The sequence below is a fragment of the Paenibacillus sp. F024 genome (assembly GCF_057814255.1).
In genome coordinates, this window is the sequence record NZ_JBVASZ010000003.1 from 116,998 (window position 1) to 135,620 (window position 18,623).

At 51.9% G+C, this 18,623-nt stretch carries 17 protein-coding genes; 13 read left to right on the forward strand and 4 right to left on the reverse strand.

What is annotated here, in order from left to right; translation table 11 throughout:
- Positions 1 to 2: 2 nt before the first annotated feature.
- The 12 genes from ACZYR9_RS05710 to ACZYR9_RS05765 all read left to right on the forward strand — a co-directional run bounded on the left by ACZYR9_RS05710 (position 3) and on the right by ACZYR9_RS05765 (position 14,330).
- Positions 3 to 686, forward strand: coding sequence for an MgtC/SapB family protein (locus ACZYR9_RS05710; protein WP_488977503.1), 684 nt, complete (start codon positions 3 to 5; stop codon positions 684 to 686).
- Between the two features lie 803 nt (positions 687 to 1,489).
- Entirely contained in the window at positions 1,490 to 2,254 is a 765-nt protein-coding gene (locus ACZYR9_RS05715; RefSeq protein WP_488977504.1) for a DUF2680 domain-containing protein, read from the forward strand.
- A 171-nt stretch (positions 2,255 to 2,425) separates the two neighbouring features.
- Positions 2,426 to 4,108, forward strand: a complete 1,683-nt coding sequence (locus ACZYR9_RS05720; RefSeq protein WP_488977505.1) for a permuted SH3 domain-containing protein — start codon at positions 2,426 to 2,428, stop codon at positions 4,106 to 4,108.
- 31 nt (positions 4,109 to 4,139) lie between these two features.
- Positions 4,140 to 4,856, forward strand: coding sequence for an ABC transporter ATP-binding protein (locus ACZYR9_RS05725; protein ID WP_488977506.1), 717 nt, complete (start codon positions 4,140 to 4,142; stop codon positions 4,854 to 4,856).
- Positions 4,853 to 6,031 carry an ABC transporter permease gene (locus ACZYR9_RS05730; protein WP_488977507.1) on the forward strand — a complete coding sequence of 393 codons (1,179 nt, stop codon included), beginning with the start codon at positions 4,853 to 4,855 and terminating at the stop codon, positions 6,029 to 6,031. The genes ACZYR9_RS05725 and ACZYR9_RS05730 overlap by 4 nt, the downstream gene beginning before the upstream one ends.
- Positions 6,032 to 6,061: 30 nt before the next feature.
- Positions 6,062 to 8,305 carry a hypothetical protein gene (locus tag ACZYR9_RS05735; RefSeq protein ID WP_488977508.1) on the forward strand — a complete coding sequence of 748 codons (2,244 nt, stop codon included), beginning with the start codon at positions 6,062 to 6,064 and terminating at the stop codon, positions 8,303 to 8,305.
- A gap of 476 nt (positions 8,306 to 8,781) precedes the next feature.
- The gene (locus tag ACZYR9_RS05740; protein ID WP_488977509.1) at positions 8,782 to 9,768 is read left to right on the forward strand and encodes an ABC transporter ATP-binding protein; all 987 of its coding nucleotides are present in this window, start codon (positions 8,782 to 8,784) and stop codon (positions 9,766 to 9,768) included.
- On the forward strand, positions 9,765 to 10,892 hold the full coding sequence (locus ACZYR9_RS05745; protein ID WP_488977510.1) for an ABC transporter permease: 1,128 nt from the start codon (positions 9,765 to 9,767) through the stop codon (positions 10,890 to 10,892). Before ACZYR9_RS05740 ends, ACZYR9_RS05745 begins: the two co-directional genes overlap by 4 nt.
- Before the next feature lie 181 nt (positions 10,893 to 11,073).
- Positions 11,074 to 11,289 (forward strand): hypothetical protein, encoded by a 216-nt coding sequence (locus ACZYR9_RS05750; protein WP_488977511.1) that lies wholly within the window; start codon positions 11,074 to 11,076, stop codon positions 11,287 to 11,289.
- Between the two features lie 125 nt (positions 11,290 to 11,414).
- A complete protein-coding gene (locus tag ACZYR9_RS05755; protein ID WP_488977512.1) occupies positions 11,415 to 12,131 on the forward strand; it encodes an AzlC family ABC transporter permease in 717 nt (238 codons plus the stop codon).
- Entirely contained in the window at positions 12,122 to 12,448 is a 327-nt protein-coding gene (locus ACZYR9_RS05760) for an AzlD domain-containing protein (protein WP_488977513.1), read from the forward strand. Before ACZYR9_RS05755 ends, ACZYR9_RS05760 begins: the two co-directional genes overlap by 10 nt.
- 112 nt (positions 12,449 to 12,560) lie before the next feature.
- Complete coding sequence (locus ACZYR9_RS05765; RefSeq protein WP_488977514.1) at positions 12,561 to 14,330, forward strand: B12-binding domain-containing radical SAM protein; 1,770 nt, start codon at positions 12,561 to 12,563, stop codon at positions 14,328 to 14,330.
- Between the two features lie 64 nt (positions 14,331 to 14,394).
- Here the strand turns inward: ACZYR9_RS05765 and ACZYR9_RS05770 are convergent, their stop codons facing one another.
- From ACZYR9_RS05770 to mnmL, 4 genes are all read right to left on the reverse strand, one after another.
- A complete protein-coding gene (locus tag ACZYR9_RS05770) occupies positions 14,395 to 15,360 on the reverse strand; it encodes a type I phosphomannose isomerase catalytic subunit (protein WP_488977515.1) in 966 nt (321 codons plus the stop codon).
- 136 nt (positions 15,361 to 15,496) lie between these two features.
- A complete protein-coding gene (gene mnmM / locus ACZYR9_RS05775; RefSeq protein ID WP_488977516.1) occupies positions 15,497 to 16,069 on the reverse strand; it encodes a tRNA 5-(aminomethyl)-2-thiouridylate-methyltransferase MnmM in 573 nt (190 codons plus the stop codon).
- Between the two features lie 86 nt (positions 16,070 to 16,155).
- Positions 16,156 to 16,746, reverse strand: coding sequence for a hypothetical protein (locus ACZYR9_RS05780; protein ID WP_488977517.1), 591 nt, complete (start codon positions 16,744 to 16,746; stop codon positions 16,156 to 16,158).
- A gap of 46 nt (positions 16,747 to 16,792) precedes the next feature.
- The gene (gene mnmL / locus ACZYR9_RS05785) at positions 16,793 to 17,770 is read right to left on the reverse strand and encodes a tRNA modification radical SAM protein MnmL/YtqA (RefSeq protein WP_488977518.1); all 978 of its coding nucleotides are present in this window, start codon (positions 17,768 to 17,770) and stop codon (positions 16,793 to 16,795) included.
- A gap of 192 nt (positions 17,771 to 17,962) precedes the next feature.
- Between mnmL and ACZYR9_RS05790 the strand changes: the two genes are divergently transcribed.
- Positions 17,963 to 18,523, forward strand: a complete 561-nt coding sequence (locus ACZYR9_RS05790) for a WGxxGxxG-CTERM domain-containing protein (protein ID WP_488977519.1) — start codon at positions 17,963 to 17,965, stop codon at positions 18,521 to 18,523.
- Positions 18,524 to 18,623 lie beyond the last annotated feature (100 nt).

Genomic DNA, 18,623 nt, shown 5'->3' on the forward strand with positions numbered 1-18,623 from the left:
ATATGTCGTATGTGTTTCTTGGGAAACTGGGCTTTTCCCTCTTGCTTGGGCTGTTGATCGGCATCGATCGGCAGCTCAAGCATAAGCCGCTCGGCATGAAAACGAGCATGGTGATCTCCGTCGCCAGCTGCCTGATCACGATTGTCTCCATCGAATCGGTGCATCAGTATTCCGTTACGGGGCATACGAATATGGATCCCCTGCGGCTGGCTGCGCAAATTGTCAGCGGCGTCGGCTTCATCGGTGCAGGTGTCATTCTTCGGAGAAACAACGATGTGATTTCGGGTCTCACGACAGCCGCCATGGTATGGGCGGCGTCAGCTTTGGGGATTGCAGCAGGGGCCGGGTTTTATATGGAGGCGGTTACAGCCGTGATTCTCATTATTATGGCCATCAATCTGTTCCCCTTGTTTATTAAGCTGTTTGGTCCTCAAAGGCTGAAGGAAAGGGACATATCCGTCAACATTATCGTGGAGAATAACAATGAAATGACGGCGTTAATTGATGAACTCCAGTGTGAGCAGATGCGGGTGAAGCATATTAAGGTGAAGGATCTCGACGAAGAAAAGCAGCAGATCCAAATGATCTTGTCCGCACCTAACAAACAGCGTACCACCTCGATTTATTACCGCATTAAGCAGTTAAGGCATGTTGTGGCGGTCGAAGTGGAAAATGTCAGTTCGTAGCTTGAATAGTAGGCGGTACCCGTATAGTGCCGGATCATAGCCAGACCTTCCGGCGGCGAGTCAATAAATAGTACAGCTAGTTCTTTGTGAAGCGTCGGTCTGCTTAGCTCGGCGCTTTTTTGGCATGCTGCAAAGAAAACGAAAACCATCGCTTAACCTGGTACATTTGGTCGAACGAATCTCTTAAGTTTGCCATATCTTATTACTATCTCACAAGAAAGGGTGGTAGATTTGGCAAACAGGGATGTAAGGCTTACTTTGTTCTCAGGCCTTAATTTTACAGGACGTCGCCTCATCTTTAGACGCGGAGGGATTGCGGTCCGAAATCTGGGCGTGTTTCGTTTCAACAATATACTCTCCAGCTTCCGGCTCAGAAACATTGTCAGTCGGAATGAAGTTACACTGGTATTGTTTTCAGGTACGAACTTTCGAGGAGCCTTCCGCGTTTTTCGGGGGAGTCAGGATGTCGCGGATTTGCGGCGGTTTAATTTTAACAATGTTACCTCTTCTTTTATATTGGTAGGCCGTCGTCTTACGAGCACCCAAATTAGAGAAATTCAACGTACAGGCCATCCTCCCGGAGATATTATAACGTTCTAACGGTCAGACCGTATTCCTATGAATCGGCAATAGACTTGAACCTTAGCTGTGGAATCTGTTCCGCAGGCTAAGGTTTTTTCTTTTTCAGCAAACGCTCAGGAAATGCTCAACGATTCTTCAGTTGCCCCTCAGATGCAATTCAGGTAAGGGGTCTATACTTCAACTTGTAAGAGAAAATAAAAAGAAAAAGGTGGAAAAAGGCTATGAAAATGATCGGTAAAAAAATAATTGCAGGTACGATGATCGCATCCTTTGTTCTTGGAGTCGGCTACGTTGGGACGGTACATAATCTGGCTTTCGCGAATGAGTCGACCAGCACGACGACGCAGAAATCGGACCTCGGATCCGGATGGGCAGACAAGGGACGCGGCAAAATGAATCATGGTGAGCGCGGCGGCTTCCGCGGCGGCAACAATGCCGTACAAGAGACGGCAGCCATACTGGGCGTAGAGCAGAGCGTAATAACAGATGCGCTGAAGGAAGGGAAAACCTTGCTGCAAATCGCACAGGAAAAAGGCCTGAGTGAAGAGGACTACCTGCAAAAGCTGGTTGAAGCTCAAACGGCAGCCATCGACGCTAAAGTGACCGCCGGAACGCTGACTCAGGAGCAGGCGGATCAAATGAAGTCCGGCTTATCCGACCGTTTGAAGCAGCAAATTGAAAACAAGGGCTTTGGTCATCCGGGTGAAGGCCGCGGTAAAATGCCATTTGGTGCTATGGGCAATCCGGAGGCATTGACACAGATTCTTGGAGTGACTCAAGAGGAGCTGGCAGCAGAAATGCAGGCCGGAAAGTCTCTGGCAGAAATTGCAGAAGCAAAAGGGATCTCAAAAGATCAGTTGGTCAGTAAAATAAAAGATAGCATGACCGAGCAGTTAAACCAATTTGTTGATCAAAAGGGAGGCTGGCATGGAAAAGCAAAGTCCGCTTCCGATGCGGCTGCTTCGAGTGCTGAAGCCGTGAACTGATTCATACGAATCGTGCGGTCCGTTTCCGACGGATCGCACGATTTTTTTGCCCTATGGCATTCAGCGAATTTTCAGCATTCCTTCAATTAACTTTCAGCTTGCGTTCAGATTGGATTCAGCAATCGATACTAGACTGATGTGGTAGGAAGCCGATGGAGAGGGGAAAGAGGAATGGAGTTACGCCGCAGCAAAAAATGGATTATTGTGGTTTTAGCCGCGCTGTTATGCGGCGCGGGCACTTACTATTATGTACATAAGTCGGCAGCGAAGCCTGCAGCGTCTGCGGCAACGCAGCAAACAACGATGAAAGTAACCAAAGGCAATATTACTTCCACGGTATCAGGCACTACCCAGTTCAAGGCTCAGGATATGCAGAATATTGTTGTGCCGGTGGACGGGGTGATCAAAACGATGAATTTGAACCAAAATCGGGCCGTAAAGAAGGGGGATGTGCTTGTAGAGTTGTCCGTCCCTTCAACGGAAACCAATTTGAAGGAAGCGCAGGTTTCTCTGCAGCAGATGGAAAAGGAGCTGGTCAAGCTTCAGGAAGAGCAGAATCACATGAGTTTTTCCGCACCGATCGGCGGAAAGCTGACATTCGTCTCCAACCTTGATGTGGGAAGCCAAATCAATAAGCTGGGCAAAGTGGCGACGATTTCCGATCCGTCCCAATTGAAGGTCAAGCTGCCGTTCTATTTGCAGGATGCCGTTCAGCTAAAGAAGGGCGATGCGGTGGAATTGACGGTGGACGGCTTTATGCTGACGAAAATGGGAACGGTGGAAACGGTCAGCAGGGATATCAGGGCCGATGCGAACGGGAATAAGCTGGTAGACGTTGAAGTGGTCGTAAACAATGACGGGACGCTCTCTGATGGAACGATGGTCAAGGGAAGCATGGCTTCGTCCGATCCAAAAAAGGAAGCTGCGACGCAGGGTGCACTTGAGTACATACATACCGCAGCGGTTTATGCCGGGACGAGCGGAAATATCCAAAAGCTGAACTTTAAAAATGGCGAGACGGTAAACCGGGGAGATGTGATCGGGATGATCTATAACGACTCGCTTCAGGATGAAATGATTAGTAAGGAAGCGGCTATCGAAAGCCAAAAGATCAAGGTGTTCGATGCGGAGCAGAAGGTGAAGCAGCTGACCATTACAGCACCGTTCGACGGCGTATTCTCATCCGATTTCGCCAACAGTCAGACCAATGTGCTGAACAGCTACCCCGTAGGCGCGCAAATCGAGGCTAACACCACACTCGGAGCGGTGGCCAGCTTAAGCGCCATGCAGCTGCCCATTGCGGTCGATGAGCTCGATTTGACCAGCATTCAGGTCGGCCAGAAGGCGCAGGTGAAGGTCGACGCTTTGTCCGGACGGACATTTGAAGGTGAAGTGACCTCCGTATCCAATGTGGGCACGACCAGCAACGGCGTTACCACTTATGTGGTTGTGGTTTCGGTGCAGAACACTGAGCAGAACGATTTGAAGTATGCCATGACCGCAACAGCCGAGATTTATATCCAGGACAAGAAGGATGTTCTGATCATGCCGATCGAGGCCGTACAGACCCAAAGAGGGAAGACCTACGTTTCGCTCCAAAAAGCCGATGGAACGGTCGAAGAGCAGCATGAAATCCAGACCGGCATTCGCAGCGCAACGCATATTGAAATTGTAAGCGGTCTGAACGAAGGAGATACGGTTGTGATGCCGACAAGGAGGGCGACGACCAATCAGCAGCAATTCCCAGGCGGCGGATTCCCGGGCGGTGGCGGCGGAATTTCCGGCGGCGGAAACAGGTTCCAGGGCGGCGGCGGCACGGGAGGAGGAGCTTCCGGCGGCGGGGTACGAAACTAATGGTTTGCTTGGGCGGAAGGAGTCGTTTCTATTGAATATTATCGAATTGAATCAGATTACCAAAAGCTATACCCGCGGAGCAGAGCAGCTTCAAATTTTAAAAGGGATCTCTCTGAATATTGCTCAAGGTGATTTTGTAGCCATTATCGGACCCAGCGGATCGGGGAAATCGACATTGATGAATACGATCGGGCTTCTCGATTCACCCACGTCGGGGTCCTATACCTTGGATGGGGTAGCGACGGAGCATCTGTCGGATAACGGGCTAGCCGAGCTGAGAAATCGCAAGATCGGGTTTATTTTCCAGCAGTTCAATTTGCTTCCCCGGCTGACGGCCCTTGAAAATGTAGAGCTGCCGATGATCTATGCAGGTATCGGGGGCAAAGCGCGGAAGGAAAGAGCCCAGATGATGCTGGAGGCGCTCGGGATGGGGCAGCGCGGTCACCATAAGCCCAGCGAGCTGTCGGGAGGACAGCAGCAGCGGGTAGCCATTGCCCGGGCCCTGGCGATCTCTCCTTCATTGATCCTGGCCGACGAGCCTACGGGAGCGCTGGACTCGAAAACGGGCATTGAGGTGCTGGAGCTGATCACGAAGCTTAACGAGGAAGGCAACACCATCGTTCTCATCACCCATGACAATCATATCGCCGATAATGCCAAACGGGTGGTCACCCTCCGGGACGGGGAAATCATCAAGGATGTACGGAATGCTCCGTTACCTGCAGCATCACAGGAGGCGGCGGGATGAAGCTTTGGGAATTGGTACGCATGGCGATGGCAACGGTGCGGGCTAATCCGCTCCGGACCATCCTGACCATGCTCGGGGTCATTATTGGAGTCGCCTCTGTTCTCACGCTGGTCTCGATCGGCCGGGGATCGTCCGAAGCGATCGCCAAGCAGTATGAAAGTCTGGGGACGAATCTGCTCGTGGTCAATCTGATGGGCAATGGGCGGGCTACCCAGCTGAACTATCAAGAGATTATGCAGATGGAGAGCCTGCCCGGATTTAAGGCGATCGCTCCGACCATGACGAAAAACAGCTCGAATGTCAAATATGACCGGGATACGCAAACCTATAATGTGATCGGTACGAATGACCGGTATTTGGATATGCAAAAGGGAGAAGTTGCGAGCGGACGATTCCTCGCTCAGGCCGACAGCGACTTTCGGAATCATGTGGCTGTGATCGGCAGCGAGGTCGCTTCGAAATTTTTTGGCACCGGCGATCCGCTCGGAGAGAGGCTGAATATTGACGGCTTCGTGTATACCATCATCGGAACCCTGAAAAGCAAAGGCTCCAATACGAGCGGAACCTCATTGGACAGCTCCATATTTGTGCCGCTGAATACACTGAGCAGAGATTTCAAGCTCGGCAATATCCGGACGACGTACGTCGAAGCAACCACGAGCGACAATGTGGCCAGAGTTCAGTCCATTGTAGAACGGTATCTGCAAAATAAATTTAATAGTACAACGGGCTACAACATTTTTAACTCATCCCAGCTGATCAGCGCCAGGCAGTCGGCTTCCGATACGATGACTAGTCAGCTAGTAAGCGTTGCGGCCATCTCTCTATTGGTTGGCGGGATTGGCATTATGAATATTATGCTGGTCACGGTCAGCGAACGAACGAGGGAAATCGGCATCCGTAAATCGATTGGGGCGAAGCGGCGGAACATTTTGCTGCAGTTTCTGGTTGAGGCTGTCATCATCAGTGGAATGGGCGGATTGATCGGCTTCCTATTAGGGGTTGTGCTTTCCTTGGTTTGGCCGTATATCAATCCGAATCAAGCCACGAGTCTTTCCCTGGATATCGGATTGTATGCATTTTTGTTCTCCGTGCTGGTGGGGGTTGTATTCGGACTTTATCCTGCGAACAAGGCTTCCAAGCTCAAACCGATCGATGCGCTTCGTACAGATTAACATTTATACTACCCGGGGAGGTTGTTGGAATTGAAACGTAAATTACCGTCATTTTCATGGAAGCATACAAGCATGGCCCTTTTATTATCAGGCTCTCTAACCCTCATGTCGCCGTTGGCTCCGGTATCTCATGCCGCATCGGAAGGGGTATATATTGCGGGTCAATCCTACTTCACGCTGGATCAGGCCGCTCTTTCCTCTTCGAACCTGCAGTTTTCGGTTGTACTTCACAATCGGGACAGCCGGGCCATCGATTTCAATGAATACGGGGTTCGCGTAACGGATGATGCCGGACGCAGTTACACCGCCCGCCTAAGCGAAAAGAAGAGCGCCGTCGTTCTTCCGGGACAGGACCAGCGTTTTCGTTTTTATTCGGATATCGTTACGGGTACGAGCGCTGCGCAGCTTAAGGTGGAGGTCTTCCGTTGGGACAGCAGTGAAGCTGATTTTATGAAGCATTTGGGGATGCTGTCCGTAGCCTCGGTGATCCGGGAGAACCAGGCGGCCGTTCCGGAGGAAATCATGAACCTGCATACCGTGGACAGCTCCTTGGAAAACGACGCCTCGATTTCCTATCGCTTGGGACAGAGTGTTCGCGTTGTGGAGGACGGCAAATGGTATTTGTACACACAGTTGTCCATGAAAAATATGGGCTCCGGCAGTGTGAAGCTGCCTTCGGCGCTTCAAGTACGGCTTAAAGGGGCTGACGGGCTGAAATACGCAGCTTCGATCGCCGATGGAAAGGATCTGACTTTTCTTCCGAACCAATCGGGGGTCATTACACTAAAAACGGCCATTTCAAAGGATTTGTCAGAGCAGGGTCTTCGTCTCGAATTTTATTACATGAACCAAAGCGAGGAAGTTTCGCTTAGTACCATGACTATCGGTTCCTCTCTACGAATGGCCCGGTTGGGCGATACGCTGGAATATGTCAGGCAGCTGGAGGGGGAGCATTTGACCGTCAAAGCGGAGAAATCGACCTATTCCAATCAGCCGGACGGTATCCATTTTCAAACGGTAGTTACTTTAAGCAACGAAGGGGATTCGGCTGCTGCCCTGCCTTCATTACTGGCTGCTTATCAGTTTGGGGGATCTGGAGCTTCCATTACGTCTACCGACAATACGTCCCGTATTTCTTATCTGTCTCCCAAAGAAACCGCGTCCTTTTATTTTAATGCGGTTCTGCCCGGGGGCATGGATCCGGAGGCCGTGCAGTTAGTGCTGTGGGAGAAGACAAAAGCAACCGGTTCATCCGCCAATACGAGTACGGCAAGCTCTTCGTCGGGCGGCACATCGAGCGCTCCGTCGAACAATACGTCCGGCAATACGTCGAGCAATACATCAAATAACACCTCCAACAGCTCATCAGGCACGTCAGCGTCCAATGAAGCGGCAAGCGCCTCATCCCAAGCCGCATCCGCTTCGACATCGCAAGTTCCGGTTGCGGTCTACCTATTGAATGGAGCCAGTCAGGCAAGAAGCTTAAGCTCATCGGCTTCAGCCTACAAGCTGGGAGAGCCATTGGCTCTTAGCGATAACGGCGTTGTAGATAAAAATCTGGAGATTTCTTTGGTTGAGCTTCACGTTCATGAAAACGATGATTTTGGTTACAAGACTGCGATCGGCAAATACAAAATTACGAACAAGGGTACGAGCTCCATTGCGCTTCCGAAGCTTCAGAACGAGCTGATCGACAGACAAGGAAAATCGTACACTGGCAGCAGACAAAGCTCGGTTCCGGAGCTTATCATGCCGGGCACTTCCTATGTGATCAGCTATTCCTATCTGCTGCCCAACACGGTGGAGGATAAGACGTTTGCTTTACATGTGTACGATGATCAATCCGTTTCGCAAGGGAAGGTTTCACTTGGCGCCTATCGGGTCGGAATTCAGGAAGAATCGGACACGGATACGATTTCTTTCTATCCGTTCCGGGTTCAGTTCCAAAATTACACACTGGGCTGGAGCTACAGCAGCGGGTCTTATACGTATACTTTGAATCTCACCATGGCTATCGAGCATCCGGATCCGGTCATTGTGGACCCGAATTTCTCCAAAATGCAGTTTGATTTGGTCGATGGGCTGGATCGGGTCGTAGGCACGCAGACCATGACCTTTACGGGAGCCAATAAGCTTATTAACGGCAAGCAGAAAATTACATTCTCCGGCTTAAAGGATGAGCAGGGCTCAAACGGCGTTCGAGTCAAAATCTATGAAGTCATCGAGACGGCCAATGGAACGGCCAAGCGATTGGTGAAGGAATTGAAATATTAGCACGCCGAATAATCCATTATAGAATGGGGACCTTGCCTTAGCTAGAAACAACAGGGCTCCATTATTTTCAACAACAGCCGGCTTCATCCGATGCTTGAACGAAACCAGGACGATATGGACTGGAACGATCCGTATAATCTGATCCTTTGGAAAGAGTCTTATCTGTATGCTGATTAACGGTCAGAGCGGGTTTGCTTATGACGTAAGAGAGCCACACGAAATCAACGTGTGGCTTTTTTGCAATCTCGCAGTACTTTTTAACACATATTACTTTGAAGTGGCCGTATGGAATAGGAAGTCGGCCTTACCGTATACCCAATGGGCTTGGATCCTTTGGGGATTGTTTATTACGGTGATGACTTTGATGACCACAGCAATAAAATTTGGAAGCACTATTTGGTACTTCCGGCCATCCCAAGGAGCGATCTTAGCAGGATTAGGCAACCGCGTATCGCGGGTGATATACTCAGATTATAATGACTGAGCCCAAAGGAGCTGGAGGAACGGTGGCGCAGACGGAAACGATGATCCAAGCAAACGGCTTGGTCAAGAGATACGGCGATTTTACAGCGGTGAAGGGCGTGAATTTCGAAGTTTATAAAGGCGAGGTGTTCGGGCTGCTGGGCCCCAACGGCGCAGGCAAGACGACGACGATGGAGATGATTGAAGGGCTCCGCCGTCCGGATGACGGCCATGCCATCGTTGCAGGCTATGATACCCGAACGGATTTGAAGAAAGTCAAAGAGGTGATCGGCGTTCAGCTGCAGTCCACCTCTTTGTTTGATTTGCTCGAGGTGCATGAGATTGTAAAAATGTACGCGAGCTTTTACCCCGAATCTGTACCGATCGATCCGCTGCTGGAGGATATGATCCTTCAGGAGAAACGAAACGACCGCGTTAAACATTTGTCCGGAGGACAAAAGCAAAGGCTGGCGATTGCCCTGGCGTTAGTGAACGATCCTCAGGTGGTGTTTTTGGACGAACCGACAACCGGGCTGGATCCGCAAGCGCGCCGGACCCTGTGGGACATTGTGCTCCGGCTCAAGGAGCGGGGGAAGACCATTGTCCTGTCCACGCATTATATGGAAGAGGCGCATGTGCTCTGCGATCGCATCTGCCTGATGGACAGCGGTCAGGTCATTGCGCTTGATACGCCAAGGAACCTGGTGCGAAGCCTGCAGTCGGACAGTGCCGTCGAGTTCCGGCTGGAAGGCTCGGAGGAATGGGACCGGGAGAGCCTGGATCAAGTCCTTGAGGGATTAGGCAAGGTCAGCGAAGTGAAGCAGGCGGATTACCGCAATGAGCTGTTCGTGCTGTATACGGACGATTTGCAGGCTTCGTTGGTCGAATTGATCGGATTGGCTTCCCGGGAGAAATGGAGGGTGCAGGATTTGCAAACGCGTACGGCTACCTTGGAGGATGTCTTCATTCACATGACGGGAAGGAGCTTGAGAGAGCAGTGAAGGCCTATATTCAATTAACGCTGGCCCAGCTTAGGCTGTTCGGGCGCAACCGTCAGGTGTTGTTTTGGACGTTGTTTTTCCCGGTCTTTTTCATGGTCATGCTGGGCTCATTCCTAGGTAAAGATACGCCGGTCACCGTGTCGGGAGCGGTCATCGACTTGGATCGAACCGCAGCATCGCAGGCATTAATCTCGTCCTTAGAGGAAAATCCGGTCCTGCAGCTCAAGGCCGCCCAGGACTTGGACGCGGAAGTGGAGGTGCTTAAGCGCGGGGATCATCAGCTGGTGATCGTCATCCCCCAAGGCTTTGCCAAGGAATTGGAGGCGAGGTCGAGAAAGGCTGCGGGAGCGCCTAACGCGGACAGCCAAGCTTCCGCCGCCCTGAAGGTATATTATGACGAAACGAACGCCGCCGCATCGCAGATCGGGCTGCAGCTGCTTATGCCTATCGTCGACGGCATCGACAAGAAGCTGTCGGGCTACGCGCCGGCCATTAAGATCGAGCCTGAGGGCGTTCAGTCACTGAAGCTCCGCTATATTGACTTTCTCGTGCCGGGCATTCTGGCGATGATGATCATGTCCAACAATTTGAACGGCGTAGCCGCACAAATCTCGTCTTGGAGAGAGCGGGGGATTTTGCGCCGTATGCAGAGTACGACACTGCACGCTTCCACCTTTATCGCGGCACAAATAACGGCAAGGCTGACATTGAACGGGCTTCAAGCTATCATTGTTCTGCTTGTGGGCTACTTGTTCTTTGGAACGCAGGTGAACGGATCTTGGCTGACCCTGCTGTTCTTCATCATCCTCGGCACGCTTGCGTTCATGGCGACGGGCTTTATCGTGGCCGGTCTGGCCAAGACGCCGGAAAGCGCAGGGCCGATTGCCGGCTTCCTTTCGTTTCCGATGCTGTTTGTGGGCGGGGTCTTTTTTCCGATCAAAAATATGCCCGAGTTTCTTCAGCCGCTGGTGAAGCTCATCCCGATCAGCCATCTGACCACCGCATTGCGGCAGGTGATGAATGTAGGCGCAACGATGGGAACGCTGTGGGTGGAGGCGGTATTTCTGGGCGTATGGCTGGTTCTTGCGTTTATCCTCGCCAGCCTGACTTTCAAATGGGAATGATACGAATACATCTTTTTGGCCAAAATGGGAAATACTAAATTCGTAAAGACGCATAGAATATAGGGGAGCATTTTTAACAGTACGTTGATGTTCCCTTAATCTTGTCTTCATGCAGGCAGGGTAACATGAAAGCAAGAACTCAAAAGCGAAGGGACGATGGTTTAGGATGATCCTGTATCAAATGGCCAAAAGACTGGAAGAGAGAAACCGGCTGCAGCAGACGATCGACAATCTGGCGGAAGGCGATGCCGCGGAGCTGATGACGCAAAAGGAGCAGGTCGAAGCCCAGCTGATGTCGCAAGCCAGCGTATGGTCGGAAGACGGGCAAGATGAATTCAGACTGACCGCGTTAATTCCGGAGACGGAATGGATGCAGTCCAACTCCTATATGCAATAACCGACAAAATGGACCTTAACGGTTCCATTTTTTTTGTTTTGTGGGTAGAATGGAGTCTACAAAAGATGTTATGTCCATTTATGGGTCGCTGCAAAACATTTGTGCGTCTTAGGGGTAGGAGAATCATGCATACCAACACGTCGGCTTTAGAAGCAAAAGAGGATTTTATACAAGGGATCAAAGATTGTATTCCTACGCTGCTGGGATATTTAAGCATTGGATTTGCGGCAGGGATCATTGGCAAGACGGCGGGCTTGAGCACAGCCGAAATCGCATTGATGTCTTTGCTGCTTTACGCCGGTTCGGCTCAATTCATTCTGGCGGGGATGGTCGCCGCGGGCCATTCGGCGGCAGCCATTATTTTTACCGTTTTCTTTGTCAATCTTCGCCATTTTTTGCTTAGTGCAGCCATATCGCCTTATTTTCGCCACCTTACTCCGTTTAAAAATATGCTGATCGGCTCTCTGCTCACCGATGAAACCTTTGGAGTGGCGATAGGGCAAACGGCCCATCGCAAGGCCCTCAGCGAAAAGTGGATGCACGGTCTTAATTTGGCGGCTTACAGCAACTGGATTGCAGCCAATGTCGCCGGAGCGATCCTGGGTCAATGGGTTGCGAAGCCGGAGCAGCTCGGGTTGGATTTTGCCCTGCCCGCTATGTTTATAGGTCTTCTGGTGTTGCAAATCGTAAGCCGCGGCACCATGGCGGTAGACATCTTCGTCGCGGTGTTTGCCGTTATTGCGGTGGTCGGCATCGGTTGGGTATGGTCGGGAAGTATCGCGATTATCTTGGCTACGGTGGCCGGAGCTACCTTGGGGATGGTGGTCGAACGATGGAAGTAAGATGGACTATTTTATGGATCATTATCGGCGCTTCGCTGGTCACGTTCATTCCCCGGGTCATTCCTCTCATGCTGTTAAGCCGCATCTCCTTGCCGGAATGGGCCTTGCAATGGTTAAGGCATGTCCCGATCGCCGTTATGGCCGCTTTGGTCGGACAAGAGCTTTTCGTGTCGGACGGAAAGCTTGTGCTGCTGAAGAATGTCGATTTGCTTGCCGGCCTGCTCACGTTTATCGTTGCCGTAAAGACCCGCAGTCTGCTATGGACGGTCATTGCGGGAAGCGCTTGTGCCATGGTGCTGCGCATGGTATTTCATTAATCAAGAACTCGCGGTCCGAGGCGGCCGATTCTTTTGTGTTCCCCCCGGTTTCCGTGTAAAATAGGGTACAAATCAAGCAAGGCCAATCGGAAGCAAAGAAGGTTTAAACCCAATGAAAAGCATCGTATTATCTACACTGAATGCCAAATACATTCATACCTCCCTGGCTCTGAGGTACTTGAAGTCCTACAGTCAGAAGGATTTTCCCGGCATCCAAATTGCCGAATATACCATTAAGGATCCGGCGATGAATATCGTATCGGATTTGTACCAGCGAAAGCCGGATGTGGTGGGATTCTCCTGTTATATATGGAATATCGAAGAAACGATCGTCGTGATCGGCATGCTCAAAAAGATAATGCCCGATTTAGTCGTGGTGCTCGGCGGACCGGAAGTGTCTTACGATACGGACTATTGGATGAACCGTCTTCCCGAGGTGGATTTCATCGTGATGGGCGAAGGGGAAGAGACGTTTCATCACCTGCTGTCGGAGCTGCAAAGCGACCGTGCCTTCTACAGCGTGTTCGGAGTCGCTTACCGCAAAGATAACCGTGTTATGATCAACCCGCCTCGTCCGAAGCTGGCGCTGGATGATATTCCGTCGCCGCACCGTTTTGCCGAGGACGTGTCGAGTCTGGCCAACCGGGTCGTTTATTTTGAAACAAGCCGGGGCTGTCCGTTCAGCTGTCAATTCTGTCTTTCTTCTATAGAAGTGGGCGTCAGATATTTTGATATGGAGCGGACAAAAAGCGATCTGCTGTATTTGATCGATTCCGGCGCCAAGCTGATCAAGTTCGTGGATCGAACCTTCAACATCAAGCGCGATTATGCCATGGAGATTTTTGAGTTTCTCATTCAGAATCACCGCGGCTGCGTGTTCCAGTTCGAAATTACCGCGGATATCATGCGTCCGGAGGTGCTGGATTACTTGGCAGAGCAGGCGCCCCCGGGGATTTTCCGGTTTGAGATCGGCGTACAGTCGACCAATGATTTGACCAACACGCTGGTGAAACGGCGGCAAAACTTTGCCAAGCTGACACGCACGGTGACGAAGGTCAAAGAGAGCGGCAAGATTGATCAGCATCTCGATTTGATCGCCGGACTGCCCGAGGAGGATTACAGCTCCTTCCGCCGTACGTTCAACGATGTGTTCGAGCTGGGCCCCGAAGAGCTGCAGCTCGGCTTCCTGAAAATGCTGCGCGGTACCGGGATGCGTCAGGATGCGGAGAAATACGGCTACGTTTATATGGATCATGCCCCTTATGAAATTCTAGGCAATAATATTCTTCCGTTCAGCGATTTGGTCAGAATCAAGAGGGTGGAGGATGTGCTCGAAAAATATTGGAACGCCCATCGGATGGACCATACCGTTACGTATTTGATCAAGCATGAGTTTCCGTCGGCGTTTGATTTCTTCCAAGAGTTCGGGGATTACTGGGAGGAGCGGGGCTGGCAGAAGATCGGCCACCAGCTGGAGGATTTGTTTACGCGGCTGAGCGCTTTCTTAAAGCATCGCGGGACGGCCGAGCTTGAGGTGATCGAGGGCTTCATGAAGCTCGATTATTTCCTGGGCCATAAGTACAGGCCCCGCAAGATTTGGTGGGACTTTACGCTGGATAAGCCACGGCAATCGGAATATTTGCGGCTGCTCGCAGAACGTCCGCATGCGGTATCGGACGCTTTCGCTGCGCTTTCGATCGGAGAGAAAGAATTGCATAAGCATACGATGATCGAGGTGCTTCCGTTCCGGCTTGACCATTACCTGGCAACAGGCGAGCTTGACCGTTCGGCAGAACAGCTGCTGATTGTCCATTATCCGCCGGATGCGGCCGCCCGCGCGCAGTATTTCACCATGAACGTAGAGAAGCTTGCTGTACATTGATTTATAGTAAAAACAGCACCACCTCTTAAGGCTTAGACAATAGCCTTGGAGGTGGTGCTGTTTTTTACGGCAAGTAGCTGCGGAGTACGGTCATGCTGCCGGTAAGCGAGTAGCTGCCGAGATTGGCCGGAAGCAGATAGCATTCGCCCGGCTTCACGGGCAGCTCACCTTCTGTCCAGCGGATGGAGCCGGATCCGTCGCAGATAATATGGATAATAAAGCTTTCCGGTGAAGTCTGCAGGCTCCAAATGCCTTCGACCTGGCCTTTTTCCGTTACGAAGAAAGGAGATCGCGCTAACGTCAACCATTCATTACAGGTGGAAATATCGGTCTTCATATAAGTAGCGCCAGAGCCTTCAAAGGCGATGACGTTCAGGGAATCTTCAATGTGCAGCTCTCTGGGCTTCCCGTCCAAGCCTAGTCGGTCGTAATCGTACAGTCGGTATGTGCTGTCGGAATTTTGCTGAATTTCCGCGACCAGAACGCCCGATCCCAATGCATGCACCGTACCGGCTGGAATATAGAAGGAGTCGCCGGCCTCAACCATAATTTCATTCAGGCATTCCAGGATGCGGTTTTCATCGATGGCGGCCGCAAGCTGCTCACGGTTTACGCCTTCCTTGAGTCCATAAATAATTTTGGCGCCGGGCTTGGCATCAAGAATATACCACATCTCGGTCTTTCCGAGCTCGCCTTGCGGAAGACGATCGTAATGATCGTTCGGGTGCACCTGAACGGAAAGATCGTCCTGGCAATCCAGCAGCTTGATCAGCAGCGGAAAGCGTCCGTTTTTCTCGGAAAAGCCTTTGCCGCCGAATAGAACCTTACCGTACTGCTCCCGGATTTGATCCAGTCCCATTCCGGCCAGCTCTCCGTTCACCACGGTCGTTGTTCCATTCGGGTGATCTCCGATCATCCAGCCTTCTCCGATGTGTCCCTCCGGGAGGTCAAGTCCGAACTGCTCGAGAGCACGTCCACCCCATACTCTCTCTTTAAATTCAGGTTTGCATTGCAGCGGATAAGGTTTCATCGTCTACGCTCCTAATTTTCTATTCAACTAAAATTATATCAATCCGGCTTTCCATTGGCTATAGGCCAGGGTAGAGGAAAAAGGATCTAGCGAAAGAGCCGGGAGCGCAATAAAATCAGTCATTTGGGGGACTCCATCAGCGTTTCTCGATTGCAATCAAATAAGGAGGACGGTTGATTTGATTCATGAAACGATATTGCAGCACTTGAAACTGCCCTTGAGGCAGCCCGCAGGCCCACTGCTCTACGGCATCCGCTTCTTCGCCGCCCCCGGAATGGCCGGTGTACAGGACTGCGGTGATAATGCCGCCGCGGCGGAGCAGCTTGGCTGACGCTTCCAAGGCGGCAACGGTTGAAACGGGCTTTGTTATCGTGTCGTGATCCGCTCCGGGCAGATAGCCCAGGTTGAACATAACCGCCGAGACAAGCCCATGCTGATCCTGTGGAATGACGTGCAGCAGCTCGGCGTGGCTGCAATGGTGCAGCTTCACAGTCGTACCCGGCAGCTCCTTGGCTAAACGCTCTGCCGTATGCTCCAACGCCTGCCGCTGGATATCGAAGGCATGCACCGTACCTTCTTGTCCGACCAGACGGGCAAGAAAGGCGGTATCGACTCCATTGCCTGCCGTGGCGTCAATGACGGTTTCCCCGGATTTTACGCGTTCTTCAATTAATTTGTGGGTAAAGCTAAGTATGGAAATAAACCCCACGAAGGTCCATCCTCCCCATCCTATTCTTATATATAAAGATAGAAGGCAGACATCCGAATGCCCGCCTTCGTTATTGTTGAACCTGTTTATTTTTGAATCTGAACCGGCTCGCTCAGGGTTGGCGGAGCCCATAAGCCGCTTTCCATCCTTTTCTCGGAAACGGCGGGAGACTGGGTCTTTTCTGCCGGGTCGGCGCTTATCGTTGGCGGTTCAATGGGCTCCGGCAGCATAGGGGCAGCCGGTTTTCCATCCGATTTGGCCTGACCGGATCCCACCGTAGGCGGATCCACCATCTGCGTCCCCGGCTCCTTCGACGGAGCGGAGGTTTTTCCGCTCTCCTGCAGCACGGAGGAAGCAGGAAGCTCAGGGGCTGCAGGCACTTTAGGCGCTTTGGGTGCCGCAGGAGCAGACCTCGGCGCTTTGGGCGCAGGCTCTGTCCGGTTGCTGCCGCTTCCCGCAGCAGAATCTACAATTTTTGAAGAATCCGTCTCTGCTTTCGAAATATTCGGCTCCGCCTGCGGAGTGCCCGTTTCCGCAGCGGGCGTCGTGGGTATGATTTCGGTCGAAGATGTTCCGGCCGGCGTCGGAGGTGCAGGCGGCTCGTTCGCACAGCCGGCCGCGAGCAGCATCACAGCGCCTAACGTGGAGTATAGGAATCCCTTTGTGCCCCGCAGCATATGCGAACCACTCCTTTCCATGACCTCTTACCTATTATAACGTAATCTAGGCATGAACTGTTGCAGTTTTCAGGCTTTCCAGCCATTTTTTGCCCTGCCAGGTGTTGCGGCGCCTAAGCTCCTCGTCAAAAGCATTGAGAACCTCCCATTTTTTGAGGCTCCACATCGGACCGATGAGCAGATCGCGCGGCGCATCGCCGGTCAGGCGGTGAACAATCATCTCCGGCGGCAGCATTTCAAGCGTATCGACAACCAAGCTCACATACTCCTCTTTTTCCAAAAATTTCAGGAGTCCGGCTTCATACTGCTTGACCATCGGTGTTTTGCGCATCAGGTGAAGCAGGTGGATTTTGATGCCCTGCACATCCATGTCGGCCACCGCGCGCCCTGTTTCCAGCATCATCTCATGCGTTTCCTGAGGGAGGCCGTAAATAATGTGCGCACAAACGCGGATGCCCCTTGCCCGAAGTTTGGAAACCGCATCAAGGTAGCACTGCGTATCGTGAGCGCGGTTAATCAGCTTCGATGTCGATTCATGGACCGTTTGCAATCCCATCTCGACCCATAAGTAAGTGCGTTCGTTCAGCTCCGCCAAATAATCGATCACATCATCAGGCAAGCAATCCGGACGGGTGGCGATAGACAAGCCGACAACGCCGGGCTGCTGCAGGATCGCTTCATAATATTCTCTCAGCTCCTCCACGGGAGCATACGTGTTGGTATAGGCTTGAAAATAACCGATATACTGCGCCTCCGGCCATTTTTGATGCTGGAGATCGCGGATTTTGCCGAATTGGGTCACCAGATCATCGCGGCGGCTGCCGGCAAAATCTCCCGATCCCCGTGCGCTGCAGAAGGTGCAGCCGCCTGTAGCGATCGTACCGTCGCGGTTCGGACAAGTGAAGCCGGCGTCGAGCATGACTTTAAATACCTTGGTTCCGAATTGCTCCCGCATCTCATAGTTCCATGTATGAAAACGTTTATCTCCCCATATCAGGGGCCCGGTCGTTGAAGATAGATGCATGAGGTGTACTTCCTTTCCAGTAAAGCTTATCTTTATATTCTATCAAAACTGGGCACAAAAGCGAACCGTTTCATTTTGTTTCCTTTACAAAACACTCCTGACCTGCCGCAGGATAAAAAAAGTCCGTCCGACCCATGCTATATTTGCAAGGCGTCAAAACAATTCAGCTTCAGAAGGGAGAACTCCTAAACCATGAACAAGCTTGTGAAAACAGTTCTTGCTCTCACGTTGACTGCTTCCTTGGGATTTGGCGGCCAAGCTTTTGCTGAGACGGCCGCGACCGGAACGGGAACATCCTCCACTTACGGAACGGGTGCAGCCACAGCGCCCGGCGGGATGACGACGACAGGAACAAGCACGACGACCCCGGGAACCACAGGGCTGCCGGCAACGGGACAGACCGGTACCACAGGTGCCCCCGCTACGACCGGCACAGGCACTTATACGAATCCTATCACCGGAACAACCGGCACTACAGGTACCACGGGCAGGGTCGGTGCAGGCACTTATAACAATCCCGTTACCGGAACCCGTACGTATAATTACAACGATAATATGCTGGACAGAATGAACACCTACACGAATGCCAATGACCGTACGGGCTACGGCTATGGAGGCAATTACCATACGGCTTCCTACCGGACTGCTGCGACAACGACAGGAAGAGGAACGAACTGGGGCTGGTTAGGTTTATTAGGTCTTTTAGGCTTGGCCGGGATGCGCGGACGCAACCGCGAAGAAGGCAGGGAGTAGAGGCCGATCGTCATCGGTGGGGTCTTATAAAACAGTTTCAAGACCGGTCCAGATTGCTTTAGTGCTGGCTAACCGGTCTTTTCATTCCCTTCGTTTCAGA